We start from the raw sequence: 17716 nt of genomic DNA, 5'->3' as shown, positions 1-17716 counted from the left end.
CGCTTGTAGCTCCAGGAGAAAGGTAAAGCGCCAAGCAGGAGGCGATCACCGGGCTCACTGCAGCGCTTTTCTCTCGTGACAGGGAGTCAGCGTCTCTGCTCTCTGCGCCAGCGATGCGCACGTCGACTGCCAAAAGGGTGAACATTGGCGCCTTTGGCGGGGTTCTGTTTGGTTGGGCTGGAAGAGGAGCCGCGCGAACCGTCTTCCAGAGGCAGTCCAAAGTAGAGCCGCACGGCCTGGTCGGCTGATGCCCGGCACGGGTAGGGTCCAAAGCAGGTGCCGCCCCGTACCTGGAAATACCAGTCATCACCGACTTTGTAGAAACGGTCGGAACGCGGGGGGATCGGGCGCCCCTGCTCGCCCTTGCGGTACTGCTCCATATACATCCCTGTCCGCAGCATCGCGACGTCCTGTCGCGAAGGTTACCTCGATACGGCTGAGAGCCCGGTGTTCTCTCACAGCTGAGGGCCTGAAGGCTCCCTTTTCAGCTTGAGCGCCGGAGCCGCGCCGGCGCTGGTTGCAAATCCGCGAGTCAGTCGGCGCGGGCCACGCGCTCGCGCAGCTGGCGGTCGCGACCGGCGTAGAGGTTGAGGCCTTTCAAGACATTGAGTGCCTCGAAGATCTGGTTATCGCGATCCAGCCAGTCTTCACGCCCTGCTTTTGCTTTCTTGCGATCCTCCGCGTTGCGCTCCTCACCGCCATTGCCATTGCCCAGGTGACCGGCCAGATCCGCCTCGGTGGTGCGGGCCGGTCCTTCCAGGCGGGTGATCTTGACCCGCTCTACCAGGATATCCGGTGTGATCCCCTGGGCCTGGATCGAGCGCCCATTGGGTGTGTAGTAAAGGGCGGTGGTCAGCTTGATGGCGCGGTCGCTGTTGATGGGGATGACGGTCTGTACCGAGCCCTTGCCGAAGCTGTCGGTGCCCATCACCACGGCACGGCGGTGATCCTGTAGCGCTCCGGCGACGATCTCTGCAGCGGAGGCGGAGCCGTCATTGATCAGTACCACGATCGGTGCCCCCGAGGTGATATCACCGGGCTCGGCGGAATAGCTGAGCTGGGAGGACTCTGTGCGCCCCTCGGTGTAGACCACCAATCCCTCTTCCAGGAAGGCGTCGACCACTTCCACGGAGGATTGCAGTACGCCACCAGGGTTGTTGCGCAGGTCGATGATCAGCCCTTTCAGCGCACCCTTGTCCTGCAGTTTATTGACCGCCTTCACCACGTCTTCGCCGGTGCCGAGCTGGAACTGGCTGATACGCACGTAGCCATAGCCATCATCGAGCATACGGCCGCGCACACTGCGAACGCGCACGGTATCCCGCTTGAGGGTGACCTCGAAGGGCTCCTTGTAGCCCTTGCGGGCGATGGTGAGGGTGACGGTGCTGCCCTTGGGGCCGCGCATGCGCTCGACGGCCTCATCGAGGCTGACGCCCCGCATGGATTTGCCGGACAGGCGCAGGATGATATCCCCGGCCTTCAGCCCCGCGCGGGCGGCTGGGGTGTCGTCCATGGGGGTCACCACGGTGATGTGGTTGTTCTCGATCCCCACCTCGATACCGAGGCCGGCAAACTCGCCGGTGGTATTGGCCTGCAGGTCGTCAAAGGATTCCCGGTCCAGGTAGGAGGAATGTGGATCCAACCCCTGCAGCATGCCCTTGATGGCATACTCCAGCAGGGTGCTGTCGTCCACCTCTTCGATGTAGCCCTGGCGGATCTGTTCGAAAACCTTGGCAAAACTGCGCAGGTCTTCCAGCGGCAGGCGGGAGCTGGCGTTAGGCACCAGGTTCTCGGTGGGATCCACTTCGCTGAGCCCCATCAGGGGCAGAGCGGTCAGGGCGGCGGCGCCGATGAGTGTAGTCAGCGCTTTGGGAGTGAACATAGGTGGAGACCTCGGCCTTATTTCTACGCTTCTTTGCCAAAGTGTAGACCCGGGGTCTCCTGCAGGTTTTCAAGTTGGCGCGCAGGCCAACGGTGGCCGGTCTGCCGGAAGCCTTTGCTTCAGCCGCGGCACCAGATGGTGGGGTCCTGCGGTTTGCCGCGATGGCGGATTTCAAAGTAGACACCGGTGTGCTCGATACCGCCGCTGTTACCGGTCCGCGCGATCATATCGCCGCGCTCGACCCACTCGCCGATACTGCGGGTGAGGGACTGGTTGTGGGCGTAAAGGCTCATATAGCCATCACCGTGGTCGAGGATCATCAGCATGCCCTGGCCGCGCAGATAATCGGAAAACACCACACGGCCGCGGTGGATGGCGCGCACAGGTTCCCCGGCGCTGGCGCGAATACTGACGCCCTTCCAGGTGATGCCATTGGCGCGACGCTGTCCGAATGCATTGGCCCGCCGTCCCTTGGCCGGCCAGCTCATGCGGCCGCGCTGCCTGGCAAACGGTTGTTGGTCCTGTGGGCTCACCAGTGCGGCGATGGCCCGCCCGACTTCATCCACCAGCCGCTGCAGGCGGGTGCGGTCGCCGTTCAGCTGCTTCAGTTCGCCGCTCTTGTCCGCGAGGCGTGCGGCCAGTCGGTCCAGGGTTTTCTGGCGGGCCCGCTGGGCACTGACCAGCTCCCGTTCCCGGGACTGCAGCCGCTGGCGCTCGGCATCGAGGGTGTCCCGTTCATGCTGGATGCTGGAGGAGACCGTCTGTAGCGAGGACAGGGTGGAGAGGTAGTCGTCGATGACGCGGGTGCGTTCTTGGAGGAAGTATTCGTGGTAGCGGAGCTGGCGGGCGATGGTCTGCGGGTCTTGCTGGTTCAGGAGCAGCTTGATCTGCTCCTGTTTCCCTAGTCGATATGCGGCGGCGACTTCCTGCTCGACCCGCCGCTGCATACTTCGCCGCGATTCTTCCAGCTGCTGCTGCTCCTCTTTCAGTTCCTTGAGCTTGTCGGTGCGGCTGCGCATATCGTTCTTGATGCGATCGATGCGCTGGTGCAGCTCGGAAATATCCTTTTCGTTCTCCTCCAGGTCCTTGAGCAGCTGGTCGCGCTCGCTGCGCACCTCATTGAGCTCTTCCTGCAGGGTGGCAATGCGTTCCTTGATTTCCTTAAGGCGCGCCTGCTGTTCCGCGTCGGTGCTTTCCTGGGCCAGGGCCGGCCAGGCCAAAAGCAGGAGCAGTGATAAGAGGGTTGCGGTAACGGTTCTCATTGGTCGAATTGCACCAGGCTGTGGCCAGTCATCTCTGCCGGTTGCGGCAGGTCCATCAGTACCAGCATGGTCGGCGCGACGTCGGCGAGGCTGCCGCCGTCACGCAGATTCAGCTTGCGTTCGCCAATATAGACGAAAGGTACCGGCAGGGTGGAGTGCTGAGTGCTCACCTGGCCGGATCCCGCATCGTACATTTCTTCCACGTTGCCGTGGTCGGCGGTGATCAACACCTCGCCACCGGCGGCCAGGGCGGCGCCCACCACCCGCTCCACGCAGCTGTCCAGCGCTTCCACGGCCTTGACCGCCGCCTCGAACACGCCGGTGTGGCCGACCATATCGCCGTTGGCGTAGTTGCAGATGATGGCGTCGTAGTGACCACTCTCAATGGCCGCTACCAGCTTCTCGGTCACTTCTGGTGCGCTCATCTCCGGTTGCAGGTCGTAGGTAGCCACGTTGGGGGACTTGATCAGCTCGCGGGTTTCGCCGGCATAGGGTTCCTCGCGGCCACCGCTGAAGAAGAAGGTCACGTGGGCGTACTTTTCGGTCTCGGCGATGCGCAGCTGGTTGAGGCCGCGGCCGGCAACATACTCGCCGAAAGAGTTGATCAGGTTTTCCGGGGGGAAGGCACAGCTGGCCTGGATATCGCCGGCGTACTCGGTGGTCATGACGAAGTCCGCCAGCTTCGGCGTGGCCTCACGCTTGAAGCCATCGAAGTCAGCCTCGGTAAATGCGCGGCTCAACTGGCGGGCGCGGTCCGGGCGGAAGTTCATAAAGATCAGCGCGTCGCCATCGGCAATCGGCGCCGGCTCACCGATCAGGGTGGGTGCCACGAATTCATCGTTCTCGCCGCGCTCATAAGCGGCGGCCAGCCCCGCCAGTGGATCTTCGGCACGGTGCTCTGCTTCGCCCCGTGTGAGCATGTCATAGACCGACTGGGTGCGGTCCCAGCGCTGGTCCCGGTCCATGGCGAAGTAGCGCCCGGCCAGGGTGGCGATGCGGGCATTGCCGATAGAATCGCAGACCTGCATCAGCCGCTGCAGAGAGGGCTCTGCACTGCGCGGCGGCGTGTCGCGGCCGTCCAGGAATGCATGCAGGTAGATGCGCGTTGCGCCCCGTTGTGCGGCCAGGGTCACCATGGCGACAATGTGGTCCTCATGGGAGTGCACGCCGCCCTCGGACAGCAATCCCATGATGTGCACGGCGCCATTGTTGGCGACGGCTTTATCCACCGCGCCGGTATAGGCCGGGTTGCGGAAGAAGTCGCCGTCCTCGATCGCCTTGTTGATGCGGGTGAAGTTCTGGTAGACGACCCGACCGGCACCCAGGGTCATATGCCCCACCTCGGAATTGCCCATCTGCCCCTCCGGCAGGCCCACCGCCATGCCGGAAGTCTGGATCAGGGTATGCGGGCGCTCGGCCCAGATCTTGTCCCAGACCGGAGATTTGGCAGCGTGAATGGCATTGTGCTCGGGGTTTTCACTGTGGCCGAAGCCATCCAGGATCAGCAGAACCAGGGGTCGATGCTGGGGGTGAGACTGCGCAGATGCCATGTTCGAGGGGTCCTGTGCCGGTGAATGGGAAGCGGACGCGGATTTTAACCTGATTCCGTGGCCCCGGTCAGGTGCAGCCCGACCGGTGGGACACGCTATCTCTGGTTAATAATTCGCCACAATCGTGTATACTGCCGCCGCACCGCGGCATGGGGCTGCGGTAAAACAACAACAGAGAGAGTTGGGGGCGGAGTGGACTTTTTCGTCTTTATGAGCGAACAGTGGCTGCTGGTCAGCTTGCTGGTGCTTTTGCTTTATGTATTTGCGTTCTCCGAGCGCCACCGGGCCGGCACACCGGCTTCCGTGCACGAGGTAACACGACTGATCAATGTCGACGGTGCCCTGGTGCTGGATGTGCGGGACCGCAGTGAATTCAGTGCCGGACACATTGTGGATGCTGTCCATATTCCCCATGGGGATGTGGCCGGACGTATCGGCGAACTGGCAAAGTACAAGGAGAAGCCCGTGATCGTGGCAGACAAACTCGGCCAGCACGCTGGTGCCGTGGGCCGTCTGCTCAAGCGCGAGGGTTTCCAGGTGCGCCGCCTGCAGGGTGGCATGAGCGAGTGGGCTAACCAGAACCTGCCCCTGGTCAAGAGCTGACAGGCAGCGCCGACAAAATTTTCTACCGAGGAGTTGCGGTAAAGATTATGCAAAACGTCGTGATTTACACTACTCGCTTCTGTCCCTTCTGTGTGCGGGCCAAGTACCTGCTGGACAAGAAGGGCGTGAAGTACGACGAGATAGCAGTGGACGGCAATCCCAACCTGCGCGCGGAGATGACCGCCAAGGCGGGCAAGCACACCGTGCCGCAGATCTGGGTTGGCGACCAGCATGTGGGCGGCTGCGACGAGCTGATGGCTATCGAGCGCAGCGGCCAGCTGGACAAGCTCCTCAACGCCTGAGGCAGAGCCCGTCACCGGCGGACAAAAACACCTCGGCAGAATATTCCGGCCTTGAAACGGCTTTCAATGGCCCCACTTGAAAGACTCTAACAGGGAGTCTTTCTCACGGAAGGCAAAACGAAACATTTAAATAAAGAACAGGCAGTAACATGGCTGAAGAACAAAACGGCGCAGCGGCTAACGCAGAAGCTTCAAACGTACAATTCGCGATGCAGCGCATCTACCTGAAAGACCTCTCCTTCGAGACCCCGATGGGTGTCGAGGTCTTCAAGAAAGAGTGGAAGCCCCAGGTAAACCAGGAGCTGAACACCAAGACCTCCAAGATCGATGAAGATCTGTACGAGGTCGCCCTGACCCTGACCATCACCGTCAACCTGGAAGACGAAGCGGCATTCCTGGTGGAAGTGAAGCAGGCTGGCCTGTTCACCGTGAAGGGCCTGGAAGGTCAGCAGCTGGCACAGGTGCTGAACACTGCCTGCCCGCAGATCCTGTTCCCCTACGCCCGCGAAGTGGTGGACAACGCAGTGACCAAGGGTTCCTTCCCGGCCCTGATGCTGCCGCCGATCAACTTCGACGCCCTGTTCGCCTCCGCTCTGGCCCAGGCCCAGCAGCAGGCCGAAGGCGCCAAGGAAGAGAAGGCCGAAGCCTAAGCGGCTCCCCTCTCTCGACGCGAAAAGGCCCCATCCGGGGCCTTTTTTGTTGGTGGGCCATCCGCTACCGGGCTTGAGGGCACCGGGTGGATCACATAGGCTCGGGACCAGTAACCGGAGAAAGTCGACATGCAGTGGGATCTGCCGCACCCCTACACCCAGTCCATTACCGTGGGTGCCGAGCACGTGGACGGCCTGCACCACGCCAATAACGCTGAATATGTGCGCTGGTGCGAGCAGGCCGGCTGGGCCCACAGCGCCGAGCTGGGACTGGAAGTGGCCAATTACCAGGACCTTGACCGCGGCATGGCGATCCGTCACGCGGAGTACGACTATATACTGGCGGCGAAGCAGGGCGACGAACTGCTGTTCGGTACCTGGCTGACACGGGTGGATGGGCGGCTCAACATGACCCGCCGCTTCCAGGTGTTTCGCCCCGCCGACGGGGCCCTGATACTGCGCGCCCAGTGGCAACTGGTCTGCATCGAGCTGTCGTCCGGCAGGCCGCGGCGAATGCCGCAACTGTTCAAGGATATCTATGCCCCGGCCGTGGTAAGTGCCGACCAACCTACCGTGGAGCTGTCCGATGAGTGAAACCGAAGCTTTCGCTACCCTGACCAGGAATACCGGCGCCCTCAAGGGCAAGACGGTCTTCATCACCGGCGCCAGTCGCGGCATCGGTCGCGCCATCGCGCTGAAGTGTGCGGCCAACGGGGCCAATATCGTCATTGCGGCCAAGTCCGCGGAGCCCCACCCGAAACTGCCGGGAACCATTTTTTCCGTGGCTGAAGAGGTGGAGGCCATCGGCGGCCAGGCGCTGCCGCTGCAGGTGGACGTCCGCGAGGAGGATCAGGTCGCCGATGCCATGTCACAGGCGGCCGAAAAGTTTGGCGGTATCGATGCGGTGATCAATAACGCCGGCGCGATCAATCTCACCAATGTCGAGAGCACGCCGCCCAAGCGCTATGACCTGATGCAGAGCATCAACAGTCGCGCGGTTTACCTCACCGCACACCTGGCCATTCCGTACCTGAAAAAATCCAGGCACGGCCACATTATCAGCCTGTCGCCGCCCCTCAACCTGCAGCCCAAATGGCTTGGACCCTGTGCCCCCTATGCGCTGTCCAAGTTCGGCATGAGCATTCTCAGCCTGGGCCTGGCAGAAGAGCTGCGGGAGGCGGGTGTCAGCGTCACCACATTGTGGCCGCGGACCCTGGTGGCCACCGCCGCCATTGAGTTTGCCGTGGGCAGCCGGGAAATGTTCGAGCAGAGCCGCAAGCCAATGATCATGGCCGATGCCGCCTTCGAGATCCTGCAGACCCCGAATAACGAGTTGTCGGGCCAGCAGCTGATCGATGAGGAGCTGCTGCGCGAGCGCGGCGTGACGGACTTTACCGATTACGCACATAACCCCGACAATGCCGATGACCTGGCGGTGGACCTGTTTCTGGACCCATAAGACGTTTCACTGGGGGGAGGTAGTACAGTGGCAGACGATAACAACCTGTTTCAGGAAGCACTCGGCCAGCTGGGGGATGTGAAACCTCTGGCCCGCGAGCGCCGTGTGCCCCTGAAAAAACAACAGGAGGCCGGACTCAACCTGCGCGCCCGGCGGGAGGCAGCGATCCGTGAGGAAGGCCAGGAACTGAATCCCCTGGCGGGGGAATTTATCGATCCGGTGGATCCCTGGGACCCGCTGGAATTCAAGCGCGACGGCGTGCAGAACGGTGTCTATCGCAATCTGCGACTGGGCAAGTACCGGGTGGATGCCCGGCTGGATTTGCACCGCCACTCTGTCGAGTCAGCGCGGCGGGCGGTTTTCGAATTCGTGCGCGATTGTCTCGAAGCTGACGTGCGCTGCGCACTCATCACCCACGGCAAGGGTGAGGGGCGCAAGCAGCCGGCGCTGCTGAAAAGCTGTGTCAACGCCTGGTTGCCGCAACTGGAGGAGGTGCTCGCCTTCCACAGTGCGCAGAAACAACACGGTGGCCTCGGGGCTACCTATGTATTACTGCGCAAAAGCGAGCGCAAACGCCAGGATAACCTGGAGCGCCACCAGCGGCGGCGTTGAAGGCCAATCGACGGTAGCCCCCCTTACTGTCATTTGTTTGTCACGGCTCAGCGCTACTATGTCCTCACAACGAACGGCTTGACCGGTCCGTGATCAACTTGAGAGCGGAATCGTTGTTCTATTCTCTTTGACTTGCGTTTCCCGTCGCTTCGGCGGGGTGAACATTGGGTGGGAATTCTCGTCCCGGTTCGATGGCATTTTGATAACAAGAAAAGTGGGCGGCTCTCGAGCCGCCATTTTTTTGTGTCAGGGAAAATCGAATTCAGGGATTCGTGATAGGTGGGGGTGGCGTCTCTGTGCGCCGAAATTCGATTCTGGTGGTGCCGCTCTCGCTCTCCAGAATCAGTGCATCGCCTTCCACGCTGAGATTGTCGGTCTGTGGCAATGCCCGCAGGTAGTCCTGCTCCAGTTCACTGCTGTCACGCACGTCGCCCATGCGGGATATTTTGGGGGCCTGGGACCACAAAATCTGTCCGCCATCCTGCAGGCTGAAGCGACCCAGGTAGGGATTGCTGCCGCCACTGCCGCGCACGTAACCGAGTTCATCACAGGTAAAATACGGGCGGTCGCGCCAGAGTTTTTTCCACAGCAGCCGGGAGCGGTGTTCGCGCCCCTCTACTGACAGGCTTTTCAGAAGCCACTGGTGATCGCAAACCGATTGCGTTGCCAATGGCGGATCGGTGGGGCTGTCACCGAGCATTCCACAGCCGCTCAAAGCGGGAAGAAGTGCAAAGGCGGCAACAACTGCGGGCCGGAGCAACATGGGACAATTCTCATTATTGTGGTGAAGTGTCTGCCATATTTAACTACAAAAAGTGGTCTGGGTCTGTGGCCGGGTTCAAGGCTCAACCCTGACATATTCGATATAGATGTCCCCGGAGGCGTCCCTCAGGATCAGGCGGCCGCCACCGGATTTGGTAAATGCCTGTCGGGTGCCCGCGAGGGCTCGAAGGTAGGTGTTTTCCTTTTGCATCAGCGGCTCGGGACCGGCCATCTTGGTAGAGGCAAAACTGGAGGTGTCCCACAGCATCAGGCCATTGTCGGTGATCTGCAGGCTGCCACGATAGGTGTTGATACCGCTCTTGCCCATCACACTGCCTTCTGCGTTGCACAGGAAGGTAAAGCGCGAGTTTTCCTCAATGGCCACGGCTTCGCCATTGACCCGCAGCCGCCTCAGCTCCCATTTATTGCCGCAGACAGAGTTCAGGCTGCCCGCTGTCTGAATCACCTGGGGCTGATCTGTGCCAAGGCCCAGACAGCCGGCAATGACCAGTGTCAGCCCGGCCAGCCACAACAGTCCAAATTTGCTCATTACAACCTCACTTTCCTGCGCCCACGAGAAAAGGGGCGGCAGCGTTCCCTGTGCACCCATCCTGCACCAAGCTTAGTTGTTACTGGCGGCAATGAGTGGGAATAGACGACAGGCTATGCTCATAGAGGCAGTCAAGGGCGGAAAGCTGCCGCTATCACAGGGATGTTTTTGCGCATGATCCGACGTACAAAAATCGTTGCCACCCTCGGTCCGGCCTCGGACAAGGCGGATATCCTGGTCAAGCTGATTGCTGCCGGTGTGGATACCGTCCGTTTGAACTTTTCCCATGGCAATGACGATGACCATCGTCGCCGCGTCGCGCGGGTGAGAGAGGAGGCCCGGCGCCAGAACCGCCATGTGGCAATCCTCGGCGATCTTCAGGGCCCCAAGATCCGTGTCGGAAGATTCAGCGAGGGGCGCGCTTTTCTCGAGAAGGGGGAGCCGTTTGTGCTTGACCCCGACTGGGGCCATGGTGCCGGCAATTCCGAAGGGGTGTCAGTGGATTATTCCGAGCTTGCCAGCGACTGCCATGCCGGCGATGTTCTGCTACTGGACGATGGACGGCTGCGCCTGCTGGTGCAGACAGTCGAGGGAAAGCGGCTCAATACCCTGGTGGAAGTGGGCGGCTGGCTCTCCAACAACAAGGGCATCAACAAACTCGGTGGCGGCCTGACAGCGCCGGCACTGACCCAGAAAGACCGCCGGGATATCAAAGTCGCTGCAGAACTGGAGTTGGACTACCTGGCCGTCTCATTCCCCAGAGATGCCGCCGATGTGAGCAGGGCGCGCCAACTTCTCCACGCCGCTGGTGGTTCCGCCCATATCGTGGCCAAGGTTGAGCGCGCGGAAGCTGTGGCCGATGAGGCACAACTGGACCAGTTGATACTTGCCAGTGATGCGATCATGGTTGCCCGGGGTGATCTCGCGGTGGAAATTGGCGAGGCAGAGCTGATGGGGGTGCAGAAGCACCTGATCCGTCGCGCCCGTCATCTCAGTCGCATCGTCATCACCGCCACGCAGATGATGGAGTCCATGATCTCCAGCCCGGTACCCACCCGGGCTGAAGTCTGTGACGTGGCCAACGCGGTGCTCGATGGTACCGATGCAGTGATGCTGTCGGCCGAAACGGCGGCCGGCGACTATCCGGTAGAAACGGTCGAGCATATGGCGGATGTAATTGTCGGTGCCGAGAAGCACCGAGCCACCCGGCGGCCGCCGCGGGTGATGCAGGACAACTATCCGGCCGGCGACGAGTGCATTGCCATGGCGGCCATGGCGATCGCCAATCACTGCCGCGATATCCGCGCCATCATCTGCCAGACCGAGACCGGCAATACGGCCCGGCTGATGTCACGGGTCCGCTCTTATATTCCCATTTTCGCATTCTGCCGCCATCCATCGACCTGCAACCGGGTAGCCCTGTACCGGGGCGTGGATCCGGTGCTGATGCAGGTGGAGGGACTTGATGGTGTCGAGCGGGATCGCAAGGCGATCGCCTATCTCAAAAAACGTCGTTATCTGAAGCCCGGTGACTTTGTGCTGGTCTCTCGTGGCTATCACCAGGATGTGGGAGGCAGCACCGATACCTTGCGTATTGTGCAGGTGGCGTGACCGGGTGGGCCCAAAAGCCGCTAATGCCTCCTCGCTGAATCTGCTTCAAAACTCCCTGTCGCCACTTTTTGCAAAATGGCGCGAATCACCACACTTTGACGGCTGCTTCCTCTAGGCTGAAACGTGAGGATGGAAGTTACCGTCCTGCCAACCATTTTTCGAGGTAACTGCAGTGCAGAAATTCTGTTTTATTCTGCTGGCAGCGACCATGGCGACAGGAGTTGCCGGTTGTTCCACAACCGCGTCCGAAGGAGCCCCAAAATCCCTGACCGTGAACGGTCAGAAATTCAACTGTATCGAGGAAGAGCTGGAAACCAAGACGCTCGTGCGCTGCGTCCGTGCCACCTGAGTTATGTCTGCTTCCTTGCCGGTCAGGCTTTGCCAGTTCTGAGGCCCACAGGCAAAAACAAAAAAGCCGCGAACATTTCTGTTCGCGGCCAAGGCTTTTGCTCAAGGAGCTGGGGGTCAACCTGACCCCCGAGTAACTTCCTAACCTGTGAGATTTGGATTAGAAGTTGTAGCTACCGGTGAGAGCGATGGTGCGCGGAGCGCCGTAGAAGCCAGTGTCGAACGGGCCACCGAAGCCATAACCGGCGATGCGGTATTCCTCATCGGTCAGGTTCTTACCAACCAGGCCAGCTTGCCAGTTGCCGTCAGCACTGTAGAAGGTGGCCGTCATATCCACCAGTGTATAGGCCTCCTGGTCGAGGATGCTCGGAACCTCGAAGATCTGGGTATCTGCGCGGTAGGACACGGTCGGGTTGATCACGATTTCCGCACCGCTGTTCATCGGCACTGAGTAGTTCAGCTGGAACATGGCAGTAGTGTCCGGGGTGTTCTGCAGATCGCGCTGATCGGATACATCGACGCCGCCAGTGATGAACTCCAGGAATTCGGTATCGGCATAACCCAGGGCCAGGTTGGCCAGCAGGTTGTCGGTCATGGCCAGGGTGGCCTCTACCTCGATACCCTGAATGCGGGATTCACCGGCGTTCAGCACGGCACTGGTGAAACCACCTGCGGCATTGAACTCTTGAACGGTAACCTGCATGTCCTTGTAGTCCGCACGGAAGGCGGCAGCGTTCAGGCGTAGACGGTTGTTGAACAGGTCAGACTTAACACCAAACTCGTAGGTGTCCACAGTTTCCGGATCGAAGCCATCTACCGTGGACGGCAGCTGGCTGGCGTCACCGCGCATGTCGAAGCCGCCGCTCTTGAAGCCGGCGCTGTAACCTGCGTAAACCATCACGTCGTCATTGATCTGGTGGTCAAGACCAATATGCGGAGTGAATTCGCCCCAGCTGTCACTATTGGCGTAGTCAGTCAGCGGTGCACCCAGAATGAAGGTGGGATCACCTTCCGGGTAGTACTTGTCCTGGAAGGTCGGGCTATACAGGCCGAAGTAGTTGGCCTTGAAGACTTCAGCATCCTTCTCATCTTTCGTATAGCGTCCACCCAGGCTCAGGTTCCAGTCGGGAGCGAACTGCCAGTTGTAGTGGGCATAGGCGGACAGGCTGGTGGTGTCCACGGAACCAGCTACGTTCTGGGTCAGCGGGATACCAACAAGCGGGTTGAACTCCTGGAAGCCCAGCACCGCATCGAAGGCGCCAGCAGCGGTACCGGTGTAATAGTAGACACCACTTACAAGGTCAGCGTTGTCTCCTTCCCAGATCAGCTGGAATTCCTGCGTGGTCTGGTCGTCCTCGTAGAAGGCCGGTACGTCGAAGTAAGGATAATTGACGCTATCGAAATCGATCGCGGTCTCGGTTTCACCCTGGCGGTAGGCGGTGATGGACTTCAGGGTGATGCTGTCATTCAGCTCATATTCCGCAGTCAGGGACGCGCCGCTGGTCTCTACGAGGTTGTCGTAGAGCATGTTGGACTCGGTATCGTAAACGCTATCCAGGACTGGCTCGCCACCGAAGCCGGGTGCAAAGCGATGGCCATGCTTGGGTGCAGACTTGTCAGTGGTCTGGTCCGCAGCTACGCGTACCCACAGGGCGTCGCTCGGGTTGAATTCCAGTGCAACGCGGGCGCTCACGATGTCCTTGTTGTACTGCTCGTCGCCGGTGATGACGTTTTCACCGTAGCCATCGCGCTGGAAGCTGGCGATAGCGCCACCCAGATAAACACCATCGGCGATCTCGGTGGAGCCGGCCACTTTCAGGTCATTCTGGCTGTAGCTGCCCAGGGCGCCGGAAATCGATACGCGGGTATCACCGGACATTTTCTTGGTGACGTATTTCACTGCGCCGCCAATGGTGTTCTTACCGTAGAGAGTGCCCTGCGGGCCACGCAGTACTTCCACGCGCTCAACGTCGAGAATGTCCAGTACGGCACCCTGCGGGCGGGCGATGTAGACATCATCCACATAGATACCAACGCCGGGCTCAAAGCCCCACAGCGGATCCTGCTGGCCAATACCACGGATAAATGCGGTCAGTGTGGAGTTGGTACCGCGGCTCGCTTGCAGGGTAGTGTTGGGGGACAGCTTCTGTACGTCGGTCAGGTCGCTGACACCAGCCTGAACTAGCTGGTCTTCACTAATTGCAGTTACCGCCACCGGTACTTCCTGCAGGGACTGTTCGCGCTTCTGCGCGGTAACGGTCACTTCTTCCAGGGCCGGTTCGGCGTAGGTAAAGCTGGCACCGCAGGCGAGCATGACGCCGGCAGCAAGGGGATGAAACTTGATTGCTCTCATTGTGACTCTCTCCATTCACCAAATTATTTATGGTTCTTATAAATCTCGCGGATAGTCACTGTATCCGCTCGAAGTCCAATTGCCTGTTAGACCAAGGTATGACGGCCCCGTGTGGTCCGGGGGAGGACAAAAAACAGCCAATGGGTTAAGGTTCAGAATGTTGGTTTAGCCGCCCATTCTTTGACCAAAAGCATTGATAGGCTCATGAAATTGGCGGAAAAATCTACAGCGAAGAATAACCGGCAAAACCCCGCCCTGTCATGGGTGAAGACTTGTCAATTGACGCCACGGCCCGTTCGCGGAAGCGTGGCGCCAAATAACAAAAACTGAGAGAGAGCCCGCTTGTTCAGCCTGACTACCCTGGCCGTCGTGGCCCTGGCCTATTTACTGCTGCTTTTTGCCATCGCCTTCTGGGGCGATCGCATGCCGGAGCAGCGGATCAGACCGCTGAAGCCGCTGTTACTGGCTCTGGCCGGTACCTACACCAGTGCGTGGATGTTCTTTGGTACTCCGGCCCAGGCGGTGGAGGAGGGCTGGATACTGCCACCGACCTTTGTCGGTGCCAGCCTGATGCTGATCGTGGGGGCCCCGCTGCTGGCCCGCTTTGTCCGCATGAGCAAGCAGCAGGGCTCCACGTCGATTGCGGATTTCATCAGTGCCCAGTTTGGCGGCTCCCAGTGGCTGGCGGCGGGGGTGGCGATTCTGGCGCTGGTGGCAGTGCTGCCTTACTTGGCACTGCAGCTGCGGGCAGTGGCCGACAGCTTCCTGTTGCTGGCCGGTAGTGGCGATATCAGTCCGGTGCTGGTGACGGCGACTGTCAGTGCCACACTCGGGCTGTTTGCACTGCTGTTCGGCACGCGACATATCGACAGCAGTGTGCACCGCAATGGCATGTTGCTGGCGGTGGCCTTTGAAGCGCTGGTCAAGATCGGCGCTTTTGTCGCAGTGGCCTGGTTCGTTGTGGGCGGTGCCTTCGATGGCGCTGCCGACCTGGTGCGGAAGGGCCTCGACAGCGAGAAGGTGCGGGCACTGGCCGAGTCGCGCCCGGCGGATACGGGTTACCTGGCTGTGGTGGTGCTGGGTATGGCGGCCATGTTCTGCCTGCCGCGCCAGTTCCACATCCTGATGATCGAAAGTGACGGCGAGCAGGACATCGGGCCGGTACGCAAGCTTATCCCTCTCTATCTGGGTGTTCTTTCGGTAGCCATCCTGATTGTCGGCTACGGCGGGCTGATGTGGCTGCCGGACAGTTACAGCAACCCGGAGCGTTTCGTGCTGGGTTTGCCAGTGGAGAGTGGTTCGTCTGCCCTGGCACTGCTCGCGTTTATCGGCGGCCTGTCTGCCGGTTCCAGCATGGTGATCATTGCCACCATCGCGCTTTCCACCATGATCGCCAACACCATGGTGGTGCCCTGGTGGCTGCAGCGGTTGCAGGCGCGCCCGGCGGGCGAGGTGCTGGGCACGGATCTGCGCCGGGTGCGCCGGGTGATCATTGCCCTGATCATGCTGGCCGCCTTCGCGGTCAATGAGGGCATCGGTGCCGGGGTGCGCCTGGGCACCTTCGGGCTGCTGTCCCTGGCACTGGTGGGGCAGCTGGCGCCGGCCATGATCGCGGCGGCCTGGTGGCCTTCCCACTGGCCCAAATTGCGGGCTGCCGGTGTGATCGCCGGTCTCTCGGTCGGATCGCTGATCTGGGGCCTGTCCGCCCTGCCGGCAGCGGTGGGCAGTGCCGACCTGATCGCGGGAATTCTCGGGCTCGAGTGGAGTGCGCTGTCCATCACTACGGTCTTCGGCCTGGGTTTGAACAGCCTGTTACTGGTGTCAGTGTCACTGGCGCTGCACCGCTGGCAGCCCCAGAGCGGCAAGCGCGATGAGACCCCGGTAAACAAAATCCGCCTGCGTGAATTGCTGGCCCGCTTCGTTGGCCGCGACGCTGCCGAGCGCACGTTCGCCGGCATCTCCAGCGAGGCAGGTGGCCGTAACGTGGCCTCGGCGGAGGACTACCGGGATGCGGTGGAAAAGATCCTGGCGGGGATTGTCGGCAGCACCAGTGCCCGGCGCCTGGTGCGGCAGCACAACAGTGCCGAGGTGAGTCCGCAGACACTGGAGCAGGCCAGCGCTATCTACCAGTTTGGTCGCGGACTGCTGCAGAGCAGCATCGACAATATCGACCAGGGCATTTCCGTGGTCGATGCCAACCTGAACTTGGTGGCCTGGAACCGCCGCTACGTAGAGCTGTTCAGTTACCCGAGCTCGATGATTTACGTGGGCCAGCCGGTGGCGGAGCTGGTGCGCTACAACGCGAGTCGCGGCGAGTGTGGTCCCGGCGCGGTGGAGATGCACGTACAGAAGCGCGTAGACCACTTGCGTGCCGGCACAGCCTACCGGGTTCAGCGCCACCGCACGGACGGTACGGTGCTGGAGATCCGCGGTAACCCACTACCGGGTGGCGGGTTTGTGACCACTTACACCGATGTGTCCGATTATCAGCGGGCCCTGGGTGAGCTGACGGAAGTCAGGGACTCGCTGGAACAGAAGGTGGTCGCACGCACCGCCGAGCTGCAGACACTCAACAGCGAGCTGCATGCCGCCAGCGCCGGCAAGACACGCTTCCTCGCTGCCGCCAGCCACGATCTTGTGCAGCCCCTCAATGCCACTCGCCTGTTCTTGGATGCGCTCAGTGCGCGGCAGCTGGATAGCGACAGCGCCCGGTTGCTCACCCGCGCTGATAGCGCGCTGGCGGCGGCGGAGCAGCTCATCACCGATATGCTGCAAATCGCCCGTATGGATGCCGGCGATATTCACCCGCAAATGCAGGCCATGGCGCTGGAGCCGGTACTGGACAATGCCGTGGCCCAGGCCCGTCTTGCGGCGGAGGCGCGGGGTATCGAGCTGCGCTATCGGCCCACCGACCTGTGGGTGCACAGCGACGAGAAAATGTTGCGTCGGGTGGTGCAGAACCTGCTCGACAACGCCGTGAAGTACACCCGTAGTGGCGGTGTGCTGTTGGTAGCCCGAGAACGGGGTGACCGGGTTTCCCTGGAGGTCTGGGATACCGGTTGTGGTATCGACGAGTCCCAGCAGCGCAATATCTTCCGCGAGTTCTGTCGCCTGGATATGCCGGAGCGGGAGGTGCAGCGGGAGCATGGCTACGGCCTGGGTCTCGCTACCGTGGAGCGCCTGTGTCGCCTGCTGCAGTCGCCCATCAGTCTTACCTCCCGCACTGGTCACGGCAGTGTCTTCCGCGTGCGGCTGCCGCGCTCGCGCCCGCTGGCCCGCCGCACCGCTGCGCCGACCCAGTTGCAGCCGGCGAAGTCCTCCCTGAGCCTGCGCGTGGCGTGTGTCGATAACGAGCCGGCCATCCTGGAGGCCATGGAGGCATTGCTGGGGGGGTGGGGTTGTCAGGTCGAGAGCGCACCGAATCGGGAGTCTGCGCTGGAACTGGCGCAGCCGGACCTGCTGCTGATGGACTTCCACCTGGGGAACAGCACCGACGGTATTGCCTTGGCGCGGGAACTGATGGCGCGCTGGGGTGCGACCGTGCCCTGCGTGATCATCTCGGCGGAAAACACCGATCTGGTAAAGAACCGTGCCCAGCGCGCTGGCTGGCAATTCCTGCAGAAACCGCTGCGCCCGGGGGCGCTGCGAGCACTGCTGCAGGCGCAGCAAAAGAGTGGGCGTCGCGACCCTGCGACCAAGGTCGTATAGGGTGGTGGTCGCGCACTGGGTAGTGTGACGTTTAATAAGAATGCCCGGCGCAGTGAGCTGGGCG

At 61.2% G+C, this 17716-nt stretch carries 16 protein-coding genes; 9 read left to right on the top strand and 7 right to left on the bottom strand.

The genetic code is table 11. The features are described 5' to 3' along the window. Positions 1-86: 86 nt before the first annotated feature. The 4 genes from AWR36_RS08185 to gpmI form a co-directional block, all read right to left on the bottom strand. Positions 87-401 (bottom strand): DUF6316 family protein, encoded by a 315-nt coding sequence (locus tag AWR36_RS08185; protein WP_141398497.1) that lies wholly within the window; start codon positions 399-401, stop codon positions 87-89. A 131-nt stretch (positions 402-532) separates the two neighbouring features. Continuing rightward, entirely contained in the window at positions 533-1882 is a 1350-nt protein-coding gene (locus tag AWR36_RS08180; RefSeq protein WP_067083555.1) for a S41 family peptidase, read from the bottom strand. A gap of 119 nt (positions 1883-2001) precedes the next feature. Beyond that, positions 2002-3144, bottom strand: coding sequence for a murein hydrolase activator EnvC family protein (locus AWR36_RS08175; RefSeq protein WP_067083553.1), 1143 nt, complete (start codon positions 3142-3144; stop codon positions 2002-2004). Further along, on the bottom strand, positions 3141-4694 hold the full coding sequence (gene gpmI / locus AWR36_RS08170; protein ID WP_067083551.1) for a 2,3-bisphosphoglycerate-independent phosphoglycerate mutase: 1554 nt from the start codon (positions 4692-4694) through the stop codon (positions 3141-3143). The genes AWR36_RS08175 and gpmI overlap by 4 nt, the downstream gene beginning before the upstream one ends. Positions 4695-4904: 210 nt before the next feature. On the opposite strand from gpmI, the gene AWR36_RS08165 reads away from it, so the two are divergent. From AWR36_RS08165 to smrA, 6 genes are all read left to right on the top strand, one after another. Further along, on the top strand, positions 4905-5297 hold the full coding sequence (locus AWR36_RS08165) for a rhodanese-like domain-containing protein (RefSeq protein WP_067084038.1): 393 nt from the start codon (positions 4905-4907) through the stop codon (positions 5295-5297). Between the two features lie 47 nt (positions 5298-5344). Further along, positions 5345-5599, top strand: a complete 255-nt coding sequence (gene grxC, locus AWR36_RS08160) for a glutaredoxin 3 (protein ID WP_067083549.1) — start codon at positions 5345-5347, stop codon at positions 5597-5599. Positions 5600-5748: 149 nt separating this feature from the next. Beyond that, positions 5749-6249 carry a protein-export chaperone SecB gene (secB, locus tag AWR36_RS08155; protein WP_067083547.1) on the top strand — a complete coding sequence of 167 codons (501 nt, stop codon included), beginning with the start codon at positions 5749-5751 and terminating at the stop codon, positions 6247-6249. 129 nt (positions 6250-6378) lie between these two features. Further along, positions 6379-6843 carry an acyl-CoA thioesterase gene (locus AWR36_RS08150; RefSeq protein WP_067083545.1) on the top strand — a complete coding sequence of 155 codons (465 nt, stop codon included), beginning with the start codon at positions 6379-6381 and terminating at the stop codon, positions 6841-6843. Next, positions 6836-7708, top strand: coding sequence for an SDR family oxidoreductase (locus AWR36_RS08145; protein WP_067083543.1), 873 nt, complete (start codon positions 6836-6838; stop codon positions 7706-7708). The genes AWR36_RS08150 and AWR36_RS08145 overlap by 8 nt, the downstream gene beginning before the upstream one ends. A gap of 27 nt (positions 7709-7735) precedes the next feature. Continuing rightward, a complete protein-coding gene (gene smrA, locus AWR36_RS08140) occupies positions 7736-8320 on the top strand; it encodes a DNA endonuclease SmrA (RefSeq protein ID WP_067083540.1) in 585 nt (194 codons plus the stop codon). Positions 8321-8582: 262 nt separating this feature from the next. On the opposite strand, the gene AWR36_RS08135 is transcribed toward smrA, so the two are convergent. Together AWR36_RS08135 and AWR36_RS08130 are read right to left on the bottom strand one after the other, a co-directional pair. Continuing rightward, complete coding sequence (locus AWR36_RS08135; protein ID WP_082679480.1) at positions 8583-9083, bottom strand: META domain-containing protein; 501 nt, start codon at positions 9081-9083, stop codon at positions 8583-8585. Positions 9084-9158: 75 nt separating this feature from the next. Then, positions 9159-9632 (bottom strand): META domain-containing protein, encoded by a 474-nt coding sequence (locus AWR36_RS08130; protein WP_067083536.1) that lies wholly within the window; start codon positions 9630-9632, stop codon positions 9159-9161. Between the two features lie 174 nt (positions 9633-9806). Between AWR36_RS08130 and pyk the strand changes: the two genes are divergently transcribed. Then, on the top strand, positions 9807-11243 hold the full coding sequence (gene pyk / locus AWR36_RS08125) for a pyruvate kinase (protein ID WP_067084036.1): 1437 nt from the start codon (positions 9807-9809) through the stop codon (positions 11241-11243). 172 nt (positions 11244-11415) lie between these two features. Further along, a complete protein-coding gene (locus AWR36_RS16205) occupies positions 11416-11592 on the top strand; it encodes a hypothetical protein (RefSeq protein WP_156417396.1) in 177 nt (58 codons plus the stop codon). A gap of 159 nt (positions 11593-11751) precedes the next feature. Here the strand turns inward: AWR36_RS16205 and AWR36_RS08120 are convergent, their stop codons facing one another. Then, on the bottom strand, positions 11752-13944 hold the full coding sequence (locus AWR36_RS08120; protein WP_067083534.1) for a TonB-dependent receptor: 2193 nt from the start codon (positions 13942-13944) through the stop codon (positions 11752-11754). Between the two features lie 342 nt (positions 13945-14286). Between AWR36_RS08120 and AWR36_RS08115 the strand changes: the two genes are divergently transcribed. Further along, entirely contained in the window at positions 14287-17652 is a 3366-nt protein-coding gene (locus AWR36_RS08115; protein ID WP_067083532.1) for a hybrid sensor histidine kinase/response regulator, read from the top strand. The last annotated feature ends 64 nt before the right edge of the window (positions 17653-17716 follow it).

Source organism: Microbulbifer flavimaris (assembly GCF_001641755.2).
GTDB classification, from domain to species: Bacteria; Pseudomonadota; Gammaproteobacteria; order Pseudomonadales; family Cellvibrionaceae; genus Microbulbifer; species Microbulbifer flavimaris.
This window is presented reverse-complemented; position numbering and strand designations above follow the sequence as displayed.

Excerpts from the sequence above, each read along its gene's own strand:
- AWR36_RS08185 (WP_141398497.1), bottom strand. The coding sequence starts at position 401 with ATGCTGCGGACAGGGATGTATATGGAGCAGTACCGCAAGGGCGAGCAG.
- AWR36_RS08180 (WP_067083555.1), bottom strand. The coding sequence starts at position 1,882 with ATGTTCACTCCCAAAGCGCTGACTACACTCATCGGCGCCGCCGCCCTG.
- AWR36_RS08175 (WP_067083553.1), bottom strand. The coding sequence starts at position 3,144 with ATGAGAACCGTTACCGCAACCCTCTTATCACTGCTCCTGCTTTTGGCC.
- gpmI (WP_067083551.1), bottom strand. The coding sequence starts at position 4,694 with ATGGCATCTGCGCAGTCTCACCCCCAGCATCGACCCCTGGTTCTGCTG.
- AWR36_RS08165 (WP_067084038.1), top strand. The coding sequence starts at position 4,905 with ATGAGCGAACAGTGGCTGCTGGTCAGCTTGCTGGTGCTTTTGCTTTAT.
- grxC (WP_067083549.1), top strand. The coding sequence starts at position 5,345 with ATGCAAAACGTCGTGATTTACACTACTCGCTTCTGTCCCTTCTGTGTG.
- secB (WP_067083547.1), top strand. The coding sequence starts at position 5,749 with ATGGCTGAAGAACAAAACGGCGCAGCGGCTAACGCAGAAGCTTCAAAC.
- AWR36_RS08150 (WP_067083545.1), top strand. The coding sequence starts at position 6,379 with ATGCAGTGGGATCTGCCGCACCCCTACACCCAGTCCATTACCGTGGGT.
- AWR36_RS08145 (WP_067083543.1), top strand. The coding sequence starts at position 6,836 with ATGAGTGAAACCGAAGCTTTCGCTACCCTGACCAGGAATACCGGCGCC.
- AWR36_RS08135 (WP_082679480.1), bottom strand. The coding sequence starts at position 9,083 with ATGTTGCTCCGGCCCGCAGTTGTTGCCGCCTTTGCACTTCTTCCCGCT.
- AWR36_RS08130 (WP_067083536.1), bottom strand. The coding sequence starts at position 9,632 with ATGAGCAAATTTGGACTGTTGTGGCTGGCCGGGCTGACACTGGTCATT.
- pyk (WP_067084036.1), top strand. The coding sequence starts at position 9,807 with ATGATCCGACGTACAAAAATCGTTGCCACCCTCGGTCCGGCCTCGGAC.
- AWR36_RS08120 (WP_067083534.1), bottom strand. The coding sequence starts at position 13,944 with ATGAGAGCAATCAAGTTTCATCCCCTTGCTGCCGGCGTCATGCTCGCC.